Origin of the sequence: Chryseobacterium defluvii, from assembly GCF_014204415.1 — a bacterium.
Taxonomy (GTDB): Bacteria; Bacteroidota; Bacteroidia; order Flavobacteriales; family Weeksellaceae; genus Chryseobacterium; species Chryseobacterium defluvii_A.
The window spans coordinates 12,444-26,267 of sequence record NZ_JACHLE010000004.1 but is presented as its reverse complement, the minus strand read 5'-3'; the positions used below and the strand labels follow the sequence as shown (position 1 = coordinate 26,267).

Below are 13,824 nucleotides of genomic sequence, written 5' to 3'. Positions count from 1 at the left end.
GTTTTATTACTTACTCTATTCAGTTTTCAGTCTCCCTCTTGTATTAGTACGGTTGTCAATAGAATGACCGCCTATGCATTGCGCCACAATATATACATTGTACTAATGTTGTTTTTGTTTTAGCTATCTATTTGTTAATCATTAAATATATAATAATAAATATACTATTTCCTTACGGGAAACCATAATTTAAACAAAAAACTGCTCCAAAAAAAATAGAACGGTTAGTATATTAAATTGTCTCAGCGACACGCTGTTACATCATTCCCGGCATTCCATCACAAATTGGCATAGCTAATTTGTTTTTTATTAGTTAACATCATGATATATTGTTTTTCGAAAGCAAAGCTAATATGATTCTGTTTTCTCTAAAAAATACATTATATTTTTTATAAAACCTTCCTTTCCAAAATAATTTCTTACAAGTTTATTATCATTTTTACAAAAAGTTACATCATTATAAATAGAATAAGAAATTAGATATTTATTTAATTCTTTTAAGCTAGGCATTCCAGAAAAATTGTCTTCATAAGTTAATTGATGGTTTTGAGTAGTTATTATTATAACGAAAGGAGAACCATCAATAATTGAGCTTAGTAAATCTGTAATGCTTTTTTCTGAAATTGAATTTATTGTGTTAAAATCTATAATAATTTCTTTCTGTTTGAGTAATGTTAAAAATGTTGATTCAGAAATTTTGTAAATTTTATTTCCTTGAAAATCTTTTTTATCATAAAGTTCTTTCATCATTTTTAAATCATTATCACTAAGATCAATTTTATAAGATTTAAGATTAATTAAGCTATCTATTTTCTTTGCTTGTTGCTTAGATATTTTAGTTGATTTATTCTCATATCTTATAGTTGGCAAATATGTGATTTTACAATTTATGGTATTTCTATTTTGACCAGAGATCAAAATATATGAAATTGTAATAAGAATTAAGGTTAACAAGTTTTTCATGAATGTTTTTTTGCGAATATAAGAAAACCGCCCTATAAATAAAATAGAACGGTTAGTATATTAAATTATCTCAGCGACACGCTGTTACATCATTCCCGGCATTCCACCGCCCATTGGCATAGCTGGTTCGTCTTTTTTCACTTCAGTGATTACACATTCAGTGGTTAAAAGCATTCCTGAAACAGAAGCAGCGTTTTCAAGGGCAACTCTTGTTACTTTAGTTGGGTCGATGATACCTGCTTCAAGCATGTGTACATACTCATCAGTTTTAGCATTGTATCCGAAATCTCCGTTTCCTTCCGCTACTTTAGCTACAATTACGGAACCTTCACCACCTGCATTAGCAACGATTTGTCTTAATGGCTCTTCGATAGCTCTTTTAACGATCTTGATCCCTGTAGTTTCATCAGGATTAATCCCTGTAAGATTTTCTAAAGCAGAAATAGCTCTTACCAAAGCAACACCACCACCAGCAACAATACCTTCTTCAACAGCAGCTCTGGTTGCATGTAATGCATCATCCACTCTGTCTTTTTTCTCCTTCATTTCAACTTCGGAAGCTGCACCTACATAAAGAACGGCAACTCCACCAGCTAACTTAGCCAATCTTTCCTGTAATTTTTCTTTATCATAATCAGATGTAGAAGTTTCCATCTGAGCTTTGATCTGGTTTACTCTTCCTTTGATCTTGCTTTCTTCACCACCACCGTTTACGATTGTAGTGTTGTCTTTATCGATAGATACTTTCTCAGCCGTTCCAAGCATATCTAAAGAGATATTCTCCATAGTGAAGCCCTGCTCTTCGGAGATAACCTGTCCGCCAGTTAAGATCGCAATATCTTCCAACATAGCTTTTCTTCTGTCTCCAAATCCCGGAGCTTTTACCGCAGCAATTTTAAGAGAACCTCTTAGTTTATTTACCACCAAAGTGGCCAAAGCTTCACCTTCCACTTCTTCAGAGATGATCAATAATGACTTACCTCCCTGTGCGATCGGTTCAAGAACAGGAAGCAATTCTTTCATGGAAGAAATTTTTTTCTCTACCAAAAGGATGTATGGATTTTCAAGCTCAGCTAACATTTTCTCAGGATTGGTCACAAAATAAGGTGACTGATATCCTCTGTCAAACTGCATACCTTCTACAACGTCTACTGTAGTATCGATACCTTTAGCTTCTTCTACCGTGATCACCCCTTCTTTTCCTACTTTTCCAAAAGCTTCGGCGATCAAAGCACCGATAGTTTCGTCATTGTTTGCAGAAACGGAAGCAACCTGCTTCACCATTTCCGTAGAGTCTCCAACAGTTTGAGATTGAGATTTCAGATTTTCAACAACTGCAGTTACCGCTTTGTCGATCCCTCTTTTCAGATCCATTGGGTTGGCACCTGCTGCTACGTTCTTAAGGCCTTCTCTTACGATTGCCTGTGCCAGTACAGTAGCGGTAGTAGTACCGTCTCCTGCAATATCATTGGTTTTGGAAGCTACTTCTTTTACCATCTGAGCTCCCATATTTTCTACCTTGTCTTCAAGTTCGATCTCTTTTGCTACAGAAACACCATCTTTAGTAACGTGAGGTGCCCCGAAAGATTTTTCGATCACTACATTTCTCCCTTTAGGTCCTAAAGTTACTTTTACTGCATTTGCCAATGCATCAACCCCTCTTTTTAAAGCGTCTCTTGATTCGATATCGAATTTTATTTCTTTTGCCATAATGTTAAAGCTTTAAGCTTTAGGCAGTAAGCAGTAAGCTTTTGCCTTGAAGCTGTTAATTATTATTTAATAATTTTTTTCTAAGTTGTATAAGTTTTTGTCTGATTAAATTCAGTTTAGGATTAAGGCTTGATAATTTATCTTCGGATGTGAAACCCAAATCGCAGGAGAGAAGAAGTAAATATTCTGTTTCGTTAGTTGAACCGATACTTATTTCTAAAAATCTTGCAAATTCTTTATCAGTGGATCTTCCACAACCTTCAGCAATATTTGTTGGAATAGAGACTGATGCTCTTCTTATTTGAGATGTTAAACCAAAAAGTTCTGATTTTGGAAAGTTTTAAGAAATAATATAAATTTCTTTAACTAACTCATGGGCAATTTTCCAAATGTCATATCTTTTATAGTCTCTCATGCCTATTGCTTATAGCCTAAAGCCTACTGCTTTTTACCCAATAATTCCTAAAAGGTCTCCCTCTTTTACAATTAAGTAATCTTTCCCTTCTAATTTTAACTCGGAACCTGAATATTTTCCGTAAAGAACTTTGTCACCTACTTTCACAGTGGTAGGCTCATCTTTTTTACCGGGACCTACTGCTACTACCGTACCTTCCTGTGGTTTTTCTTTGGCAGTGTCCGGAATAATAATACCTGAAGCTGTTTTAGTTTCTGCAGCGATTGGTTCTACTAAAACCCTGTCTGCTAATGGTTTAAAGTTTACTGACATAATATATCTGTTTTTTTAATTATTATCTGCCTTGAAGTTCTCTAAATGTATGCCAAGGGCATGAAAGGAAATTTTTGGCAGAATTTTATTTTCGAGTGTGAAATTTTGGCAGAAAAAAAGTTTACCGGAAGAGTAAACTTTAAATAGGGTAGGTACTATTAATTTTTCTTTTCTGCGGCCTGCATTGGATTTACTTTTCCGCTGCTTCCTCCTCTTACGGTCCCCTGCTGTTTCTGCTTGAATACCTCAAACTTTGACATTTCAGTGGCAGTTCCGTTATTACTCCAGAAGTTATTTGAGGTGTCAATATCGGCAGTTTCTCTCATAGGATCGAGCTGGACAGATTTTAGCTTCTTATCAAAATAATAGGTCTTCGAAACCTTCTGCTCATCATGTCGCCAGATCTGGGCAGAAGACTTGTCATATAGTTTTGATCCGTCTTCAAATGTGAACTCAAGAATAATTGGCATTACCAGTCCGCCCTTATTCACAAAATCGATCTGATAGGCGGCTATATTCCTGAACTTCTCCTTATCTTTCGGATCAAGGGTCGTCATATTATCCACCTTGAATGAATATTCCTTACCGGTATCCACTTTTTCCTGGCCTCTGTCATAGCGGTAATAGAAATCCTGGAGATCCTTATCCTTGTCTACATAGAAGGTAATGTTTTTGTCTTCTTTATTCCTGATCTTTGAAATATCTGTAAATCCGTTTTGTATAGGCTTGTCAACCGTGTACTTTACCTCTTCGGCTTTAGGGATGGCTTCCAGGTCGGGAGTGGCAATGGTAACTTTGGCAATGGCGATATCCACAGGGTCTGTGCCATAAAACCATCCCCTCCAGAACCAGTCCAGGTCTTCACCGCTTGCGTCTTCCATTGTTCTGAAGAAGTCCGCAGGCTCAGGATGCTTAAATGCCCATCTTTTTGAATACGTTTTGAAGGCCTGGTCAAAAAGCTCCCGGCCCATAATGGTCTCCCGAAGAATATTAAGTCCGGTTGCTGGTTTTGCATACGCATTCGGTCCAAAGTGGGTGATATTTTCTGAATTGGTCATGATAGGTTCCAGTTGATCCTTAGGTAGTTTCATATAATCCACGATCGTCCATGCCGGGCCTCGTTTTGAAGGGAATTTATTATCCCACTTTTCCTCCGTAAGATATTCTACAAAAGTATTGAGGCCTTCATCCATCCAGCTCCACTGCCTTTCGTCAGAATTGATGATCATCGGGAAGAAGTTGTGCCCTACTTCATGTATGATTACCCCGATCATCCCGTTTTTAGTTCCTTCAGAATAGGTTCCGTCTTTTTCCGTTCTTCCGAAATTGAAACAGATCATCGGATATTCCATTCCGTTGGCAGCTTCTACCGACTGGGCAACAGGGTAGGGGTAAGGGATAGTAAATTCTGAATAGGTTTTAATGGTATGTGCTACGGCTTTGGTAGAGAATTTTCTGTATAATCCGTAAGCTTCTTTCGGGTAAAAGCTCATTGCCATTACTTTATTGTTGTTTTCCGGGATTAAAACCTTCATTCCGTCCCAGATGAATTTCCTTGAAGAGGTCCATGCAAAATCTCTTACATCATTGGCTTCAAATACCCATGTTTTTCTTTGTTTGGAATGGCTTTTTTCTGCTTTTTTAGCCTCATCCAGTGTCACGATTTCTATTGGTTCATCGGCATTTTGGGATTTCCTGTATCTGGATAGCTGGTCAGATGATAATACCTGCTCGTAATTTTTACATTCTCCCGTTCCCCCTACAATATGATCGGCAGGAACGTTCATAGAAACTTTAAAATTCCCGAAAACCAGGGCAAACTCACCTCTTCCGGTAAACTGATGGTTCTGCCATCCCTGAAAATCACTGTAAACGCACATCCTTGGATACCACTGGGTTATGGTATACAGGTCGTTTCCGTCTTCCGGGAAATTTTCATAACCGCCGCGGCCTCCTTTTGCGATCCTGTTAGGGATATTGTAATTCCAGTCGATCTTAAAAACTAATTTTTCCCCTTTTTTCAATGCTTTCGGTAAATCGATACGCATCATCGTTTTATTGACTACATATTTTAAAGGGTTTCCAGATGCATCGGTTACCTTTTCCAGATTGACTCCGTATCCGTTATCTTTTGTAGGCAGGTCGGTTGTTCTTAATTTCTGATCGTTGGCAACTTTGGTGAGGGTGCCGGAGAAATCATAATCCGCATTTTTTATACTGGATTGCTGGTTTTCATCCAGTTGAAGCCATATGTAATCCAGGTCATCTGGGGAATTGTTGTGGTAGGTAACTGTTTCGGAACCTTTCAGGCTTCTTTTGTCTTCATCAAGGTAGGCTGAAATTTCGTAATCGGCCCTGTTCTGCCAATATCCGTGCCCAGGGGCTCCGGAAGCGGTTCTGTAGATATTAGGAGTGGGAAGGACGCTGCCTAACTGCTCAAATTTATTCCCATGATTGCTCCCGGGATTGTGTTGGATATTTTGAGCTGTCAATCCTGTACATATCAATGCAGAAAACAATGATGCCTTTAGTTTCATACCAGAAATTATTTAAGAATTTTCAAATATAATAATAAGTAGTTGAAAAATCGGAAATGTTTCATTTCTAAAAAGGAATTCTTTCCAGTGTCATTTTTAAGGATAATGCGAAGACACCTGAAGAAACAAAAAGGATCCAGTCTTTTTTGTTGATCTTGAAAATATTCAGTAAAATAAAAAGCATAACCAGAATGATAAATACAATGACAATCTGGCCTAATTCCAAACCAATGTTAAAACCGAGGAGAGGCACTGCAATGCTCTGGCTTTTGGCGATCATTACCCTTGCTGTATTGGCAAACCCCATCCCGTGGATGAGTCCGAAAATGAGAGCCAGGTAATAATTTGCTTTCATCAGGGGCTGTTTTTTATTTTTCATGATGATATTGTCCAATGCAGTGAGGACGATGGTCAGGGGAATTAAGAATTCCACCCAGTCCGAAGGAACTCTGAAAATATCCAGAATGCTTAATGCTAAAGTGACAGAATGCCCTATGGTAAAGGCAGTCACAAGGATCATGATCTTTTTCCAGTCCTGATAAGAGTAGGAGGCAATTAAAGCTAAAACAAAAAGCTGATGATCTAATGCGTCTAAGGAAATAATATGTTCCCATCCAAGGTTCAGATAAAATAAAAAATCCTGCATGATAAAGGTATAGTGCTTACGAAAATAATGATTAATTTCGGAACAGAATTTGAAGACCTGCATTTATGAAGAATTTGTGGCTGTTTCTGCTTCCGGTTATCTTTCTGTTCTCTTCTTCCAGAGAGAAACATCCTTATCATGTGGGCTCGGTAGAATTCAATTATAATTCAAAGTCGAAAACATTTGAAATCACTGGTCGTTTTTTTTTGGATGATCTGGAGAATGCACTGGCTGCAAAATATGGTAAATCTTTACATTTCAACGATCCGAGGTATAAGGCACAGCTTGATGAGGCATTAAAAAATTACAGTGCAGAATATCTTAAGCTTAAAACAAATAACAGATTCCTGAAAATAAATTATCTGGGATATGAAGAAGATGGGGAGTCTGTAAATCTCTTTCTGGAATCAGAGGTGGCAGATCAGCCTAAAAAAGTAGAAGCAGCTGTAAGTATTCTCTATAATTTGTTTGATGATCAGATCAATATTATTCATATTATTATAAATGGCGAAAGGAAAAGTGAAAAACTTAACTATCCTGACCGCTATTTATACAAACATTTTTAATCCGGTCCGGAACTGGCAAGAATGTCCGTTATTTGCTGGTTTTTCCCACTTTTCCGAGAAATAATTCACAAAAGACCTAGTGTTGATTCGGGTTTCTGACAAGAAAACAATAAATAATACACTTTATTGGGAATTTTTGTATTTTTATATTCTGTTTATTTCCAGTAATTTATATTGATTTTCATGTCTCATAAATTACTTTTGATTAATATTTGTTAATAATATTTGTTTTATAATGGAAAATTACTATATTTGTTTTATAATTAATCAGTTAAAATTTTATAAAAAATTACATTTTATGCAGTGATTTTTTTAAATAAAATAATAATTGATAAGTTGATAAGTTTATTGCTGTTGTATTGTCAATTTTTAACGAAATATTTTTGGATTAAATTTTACAAATTATAAGGACTGCTTAATTTGCTCCTTTTCGTCATCTGGTTATTCAGGTAGGGATTAGGATGTGGCTGTTTAGTATGATATATTTAAATTAAATAAGAGATAAAACAGGTAAAAGTTCCCTTTACCCTAACACAGGCAAAATTCTAATAGCACAAATCTCATAAAAACACTTACAAAAGGTAGGTGTTTTTGTATTGTTGAAATCAATTTTCTATTTGCAGCAGGGCATTAATTCCTTCGGTATGGGTCTGCAGGTCGGGGAAAAAGTTATGGTAGCAATCCCTGAGAATTTCTTTATTCTGAAGGAAAGTTTCAAAAACCGGAATTTTTTTATCAAGATATTGGGCTTTATAAAGGACATTTTGCATGCTGAATCGTATTCCCTGATCTTCACGGTAATTATACAGCCAGTCTTCTTCTTCCATTCTGGTAAGCATTCTTTTCAGATTTTCAGGTAGCCATTTTTCGTTGTGGCGGAGAACTTTATAGACCCTTAAAGAATGTTTTTTCCAGTCTTCCGGCGAATTCAGGGTGTTATCATTAGCTACAAAATAATCCATTGCCACATCTACAAATGCTCCGGAATATAATCTTACCAAAGGGCTGAAAATTTTTTTTGCTTCATGAATGGCCGGGTGCGAATCTGTAAAAGTATCAACAGCCCTGTGCAGCGTAATTCCATCCTGAATGTCCTTGGGAAAAGAAAAACGGTCTTTGTTTCGTATAAAATCTTCTAAAAACTGTCCTACGATCTGTCCGTCCGAAAAAGTAAGAAAAGAATGAGCCAGATAATTCATGCCGCAATATTAGATATAAATTTAAAATCCTCTGAATAAAATTAAAGATATTCGAAGGATTAGAATGATTTTTTTTAAATAATTATCTGATTATGAATTTTTTATTGGCGAGTAGTGAGTTTTTTTCATTATAAATACGTATAAAATATTCACCAGGTGCCCAACCTTTCAGATTAATGCTTCTCTCGGAAGTGGTGGTCACCAGCTGTCCCAGAGAATTGTATATTTTAAAAGAATATTTTCTGTTATCGTTGATGGAAACATTAATGACTTCCCTTGCAGGATTTGGATATAATGTGAAATCTTTAATTTCAGGGTTGGCTTCCATTGCAGCAAGGGTAGATTCTGCCATAAAAGTAGAGACAACACAGGCAAAACGTGAGAAACCATAGGCTTCATTTGAAGGATTGGTGTTTCCGATAGCAATTCCTGTAGGTTCCGTATTGTAATTTACAGCCGGATTGGCCCAGCGGTTAATTCTTGAACAGTTAATACCTATATCAACGCATTCGTCACTATATGCCATGATGGTTCTCCATCTTTGGGAAGTAGTGCTGGATGCACCTAGGTTAATAGCAGTTCTGTTAACATAGCCATGGTGATGACTGCAGGGAGTAGAGGCGGTATCCACATACCAGTCATGCCGAAGTCCCATATTGTGTCCCATCTCATGAGCTAAGGAATAATTGGAAACTACGCAGTTATAAAGGGTAACTGAAAAAGCGGCCCCACCGCTGTAATTGGTAGGATTCGTATTGAGATTTCCAAGGCCGCATGTGCTGGTAGGCGTGGAGGTGACCAAAGCACAGACGTCAGCTCCGTAGGTGGTTCTCATGGTATGGATGTTGTCCATGAAAGTATCGTTGTTAGTTCTGAATCGGGTAAGATCTGTACTGATATTCCCGGATTCTGTATAAGTTATCTCTCCCGAGTACACCAGATTGATGGTAACGTTTGAAACCCCGGAATTAGTAAGAGCGGTATTAAAATTCGTAATGGCTGTCGCTATAAAAGAATTACTTTGCGATACTCCGCCCCAGGCTGCCCTTGCAGCACCGGTAAACACAACCATTACATCAATCCTTGTAGTACCGCAGACAGGCGTAGCTGCTGAACAGATATCGGGATTAGCTTTATTGAAACTGGCAGAATTGTCAAGGATATAATCATCTTTGGAGTCCTGACTGATCATTTTTGCGTCATTTACTACAGATAAGGCAAAAATATCTCCCTTTGTCTGATGAAACATTACTTTCTCTGTGCCTGAAGCATACATTCCGGTTATGATATTGTCATATTTAGATAATACCAGTTCTGCTTTAGGATCATTATCAAAATGATACAGATAAGATTCACTACCATTGCTGTACCTGAAAACACGGGCGAATCGGGCTGTGATTTCTTTATTGGTAGGTAAAGATATCTGAAGATCTGATTGCAGGTTGAAGGAAGGCTGTGTGTAATATTGGGTGAGTGAATAAGTAGAAGAGAGTTCTTTACTTATTTTTTGCTCATTACTGATGCTGTTTTCATGAACGGAATTCTGAAAGATCCGGGTTTGTGCAGACAGTATGCTTATACAAAAGCAAAAGATTGCCAATGCAATTAATTTGGTTTTCATGGTGTTTTGAGTTTAAGGTTACTGATATACAAATATATACATTCGCCTTAAAATTTGTTGAATTTTTATTTTATATTAAAAAATTCTTTCATGAAAATCTTCAATCTTGCTTACTTCTTCTATCCTTATTCCAAACTTTCTTTTCGGGATCTTATTAAGATTCGATACAAAAATTTTTTCGTAGCCCAGCTTTTCGGCTTCCGAGATCCTTTGTTCTATCTGTGCTACCGGACGGATCTCACCGCTTAATCCGATCTCACCGGCAAAGCAGTAGCGTTCGGGGATGGCTATATCTTCATTAGAAGAGAGAATAGAGGCTACTACAGCCAGATCTAAGGCAGGATCATCCGTTTTTATCCCTCCTGTAATGTTCAGGAAAACATCTTTGGCTCCCAACTGAAACCCGGCTCTTTTTTCCAGGACGGCCAAAAGCATATTCAGTCTTTTGGCGTCAAATCCGGTTGAGCTTCTTTGCGGGGTTCCATAAACTGCGGTGCTTACCAGGGCCTGGATCTCCAGCAGCATAGGCCGGTTGCCTTCCAGTGTTACGGCAACAGCATTTCCGGAAAGCTCCTCAAATTTTTTAGTGATCAAAATTTCAGAAGGGTTTCTGATCTCTCTTAATCCCTGTGCCACCATTTCATAAATTCCAATTTCGGAAGTGGATCCGAAACGGTTTTTGTTGGCTCTTAACAATCTGAATAAGTGATTTCTGTCTCCGTCAAAATTCAGAACTACATCCACCATATGCTCCAGTACCTTAGGGCCGGCGATCTGGCCGTCTTTCGTAATATGGCCGACCAAAAAAACAGGAGTGCTGTTTTCTTTGGCATATTTTATAATCTCATTAGAGCATTCTCTGATCTGAGAAACCGTTCCGGGAGAGCTTTCAATGAGCTGGGATTGTAAGGTTTGAATAGAGTCTATGATCACAAAATCGGGCTCCAGCTTTTTAGCTTCATGAAGGATTTTTTCCAGCGAGGTTTCGGTATATAGAAAACAGTTCGGATTTTGTATGTCTGTGAGCCGGTCTGCCCTCATCTTGATCTGTGAAGCACTTTCTTCTCCTGAAACATAGAAGATCTTTTTCTTCATTTTCAGGGCAAGCTGTAAAAGAAGCGTTGATTTTCCGATTCCGGGTTCCCCGCCGATCAGAGTAACGGAACCCAGGACAATTCCTCCGCCCAGGACGCGGTTTAGTTCTTCCGAAGGTGTTTTTATCCTTGGCTCTTCACTGGTTTCAACCTCAATAATATTAATGACATGCTGTTTTGATTTTGAAGAGGGAAAGCTTTTGTGGGAAGGCTTCTCTATGATCTCTTCTGCAAGGGTATTCCATTGTCCACAGTTTTTACATTGCCCCATCCATTGAGAATACTGTGTCCCGCAGTTCTGACAGAAATATGCTGTTTTTAGTTTTGCCATGCTGCGAAGTTCAAAATTTTTTTTGGATTTTCCTTTTGAAAATTTAAGTAATTTTCACACATGAAAAATATCCTGCTAAAAAGTTTAGTGGTTTTTATAGTGATGTCACTTCTGAATGTGCAATTTTGTGAATGGTCAATAGGTGCTACAAATTTACCAGGTGGGAGTGTTGGGATGTTACCAATATTAATTCTTATTTTTTGTTTAATTATAATTGTAGTAGGGCTAATAACAGTGATAATTTTTAAAAGAAATTATACCTCATTATTAAAGATTGCCATTTTGTTTGAATCTCTATATTTGTTATTATTAGTGTTAATGAGAGCTAATCCGTTCTCATATTTTCTTGATAAAACAGATGAAAATTTTTTAAATGTGATGCTTTACGTTAATTCGATCATCATTTTTTTAATCATGTATATATTTAATAAGATATATTCAAAAATGGTTTACGGTAATAGTGATAAATTATGAAATAGTATTTTCCTTGTTTTTAATATAAAATTTTTTCTGAACTTATACTGCCTTTTTATATATAATCATCTGCGTGATCTGCCAAATCTGCGGGATAAAATAGCGGAAAATAAATCTAAAAAGGCCAATTACAAAATTCAAAAAATTGCTTTGTATCTCTTTTTCCCATAACTTTGCACAAACCTAATCTAATGAGTAAAAAGAATACAAAATACATCTTTGTAACAGGAGGTGTAACTTCATCTTTGGGGAAAGGAATCGTTTCTGCTTCTCTGGGGCTTCTGCTAAAATCACGCGGTTTTAATGTAACGATACAAAAGCTTGATCCTTATATCAATATCGACCCGGGAACACTGAATCCTTATGAGCATGGAGAATGCTATGTCACTGAAGATGGTGCGGAGACGGATCTGGATTTAGGTCATTACGAGCGGTATTTAGATGCCCCTACTTCCCAAAACAACAATGTTACTACAGGGAAAATCTACCAGACTGTCATTGAAAAGGAAAGAAAAGGAGACTTTTTGGGAAAAACAGTTCAGGTAATTCCTCATATCACCAACGAGATCAAACGGAGGATTAAGATCCTTTCCAAACAGAACTACGATATCATCATTACAGAGATCGGAGGAACTGTAGGAGATATTGAATCCCTTCCCTACATTGAAACTGTTCGTCAGTTAAAGTGGGAATTGGGAGAGAAGAATTCTATGGTAATTCACCTTACCTTATTGCCTTATCTGGCTTCAAGTGGAGAATTAAAAACAAAACCTTCACAACATTCCGTTCGTCAATTGATGGAAAGCGGAATTATGGCAGACGTTCTGGTGTGCAGAACGGAACATAAGATCCCGAAAGATCAGAGAGCCAAATTAGCCCAGTTCTGTAACGTTTCTTTAGATAATGTTATTGAATGTAAAGATCTGGATACCATTTATGAAGTTCCTATGTATCTTCAGAAACAGAATTTTGATGATGTGGTTTTAAAAGAATTGGACCTGAAAAGCGATAAAGATGCAGATCTTAAAGACTGGAAGAACTTCCTTAAAAAGTTCCAGAACCCTAAAAAGAAAATAGAGATCGCATTAGTAGGTAAGTATGTTTCCCTTCAAGATTCCTATATTTCCATTGCAGAAGCTTTCAAGCATGCCGGTGCCGATCTGGAAACCGAAGTGAAAATAAGATGGGTGTACAGCGGAGATATTACGGAAGATAATATTAAAGAAACCTTAAAAGGGGTGAACGGGATTCTTATTGCGCCTGGTTTTGGAGACAGGGGGATTGAAGGCAAAGTCCTTACCGCGCAATATGCAAGGGAAAATAAAATCCCGATGCTTGGAATTTGTCTGGGAATGCAGATCATGACTATCGAATTTGCGAGGAACGTTCTTGGATACTCCAAAGCCAACTCAATGGAATTTGATACTTCTACCGAACATCCTGTAATCTCTCTGATGGAAGAACAGAAGAATGTGGTAGATAAAGGAGGGACAATGCGTCTTGGAGCTTGGAAGTGTACACTAAAAAACGGTTCCAGGCTTTCTGAAATCTACGGAAGCAAAAATATTTCCGAAAGACACCGCCACCGTTATGAATTCAATAGCGATTACCTTCAGGAATTTGAAAAGAACGGTTTCCTGGCTACGGGTACCAATCCTGAAACGGGGTTGGTTGAAGCATTGGAAATGCCGGATCATCCATTTTACGCAGGAGTGCAGTATCACCCGGAATACAAGAGTACGGTTGCTACACCTCACCCTTTGTTCAGAGCTTTCATCAAAGCCTGTGAAAAGAAATAAAGTAATTTTTAAACTACAAACGTCATAAATAAACTCAGACTGATTATTCTCAGCCTGAGTTTATTATATAGTAATAGATTATAGCATAGAGTTTTGATAAAAAAACAGTATTTTTGTCGACTCAAAATATAGAACATTGCTCTGTAAAATATAGAAC

Annotated in this window: 11 protein-coding genes; 2 read left to right on the top strand and 9 right to left on the bottom strand. The window is 37.3% G+C overall.

Annotated features, from left to right (window positions below; all coding sequences use genetic code 11):
- Positions 1–348 precede the first annotated feature (348 nt).
- The 6 genes from HNP38_RS13315 to HNP38_RS13290 form a co-directional block, all read right to left on the bottom strand.
- Positions 349–963, bottom strand: a complete 615-nt coding sequence (locus tag HNP38_RS13315) for a hypothetical protein (protein WP_184190332.1) — start codon at positions 961–963, stop codon at positions 349–351.
- A gap of 84 nt (positions 964–1,047) precedes the next feature.
- Positions 1,048–2,673 (bottom strand): chaperonin GroEL, encoded by a 1,626-nt coding sequence (groL, locus tag HNP38_RS13310; protein WP_184190330.1) that lies wholly within the window; start codon positions 2,671–2,673, stop codon positions 1,048–1,050.
- 55 nt (positions 2,674–2,728) lie between these two features.
- Positions 2,729–2,953 (bottom strand): four helix bundle protein, encoded by a 225-nt coding sequence (locus HNP38_RS13305; protein WP_410493773.1) that lies wholly within the window; start codon positions 2,951–2,953, stop codon positions 2,729–2,731.
- Positions 2,954–3,121: 168 nt separating this feature from the next.
- Positions 3,122–3,400, bottom strand: a complete 279-nt coding sequence (gene groES, locus HNP38_RS13300; RefSeq protein ID WP_039369684.1) for a co-chaperone GroES — start codon at positions 3,398–3,400, stop codon at positions 3,122–3,124.
- A 158-nt stretch (positions 3,401–3,558) separates the two neighbouring features.
- Entirely contained in the window at positions 3,559–5,937 is a 2,379-nt protein-coding gene (locus tag HNP38_RS13295; RefSeq protein ID WP_184190328.1) for a M1 family aminopeptidase, read from the bottom strand.
- Positions 5,938–6,004: 67 nt separating this feature from the next.
- Positions 6,005–6,583: a HupE/UreJ family protein gene (locus HNP38_RS13290; RefSeq protein WP_184190821.1), complete on the bottom strand. Its 579-nt coding sequence runs from the start codon at positions 6,581–6,583 to the stop codon at positions 6,005–6,007.
- Between the two features lie 65 nt (positions 6,584–6,648).
- Here HNP38_RS13290 and HNP38_RS13285 point away from each other — a divergent pair, with 65 nt between their 5' ends.
- Entirely contained in the window at positions 6,649–7,149 is a 501-nt protein-coding gene (locus tag HNP38_RS13285; protein WP_184190326.1) for a DUF6702 family protein, read from the top strand.
- A 605-nt stretch (positions 7,150–7,754) separates the two neighbouring features.
- Here the strand turns inward: HNP38_RS13285 and HNP38_RS13280 are convergent.
- From HNP38_RS13280 to radA, 3 genes are all read right to left on the bottom strand, one after another.
- Positions 7,755–8,348: an ACP phosphodiesterase gene (locus tag HNP38_RS13280; protein WP_184190324.1), complete on the bottom strand. Its 594-nt coding sequence runs from the start codon at positions 8,346–8,348 to the stop codon at positions 7,755–7,757.
- A gap of 82 nt (positions 8,349–8,430) precedes the next feature.
- Positions 8,431–9,969 carry a zinc-dependent metalloprotease gene (locus HNP38_RS13275; RefSeq protein WP_184190322.1) on the bottom strand — a complete coding sequence of 513 codons (1,539 nt, stop codon included), beginning with the start codon at positions 9,967–9,969 and terminating at the stop codon, positions 8,431–8,433.
- Between the two features lie 75 nt (positions 9,970–10,044).
- Positions 10,045–11,394, bottom strand: coding sequence for a DNA repair protein RadA (gene radA / locus HNP38_RS13270; RefSeq protein ID WP_184190320.1), 1,350 nt, complete (start codon positions 11,392–11,394; stop codon positions 10,045–10,047).
- Positions 11,395–12,059: 665 nt separating this feature from the next.
- On the opposite strand from radA, the gene HNP38_RS13265 reads away from it, so the two are divergent.
- On the top strand, positions 12,060–13,667 hold the full coding sequence (locus tag HNP38_RS13265) for a CTP synthase (protein ID WP_184190318.1): 1,608 nt from the start codon (positions 12,060–12,062) through the stop codon (positions 13,665–13,667).
- Positions 13,668–13,824 lie beyond the last annotated feature (157 nt).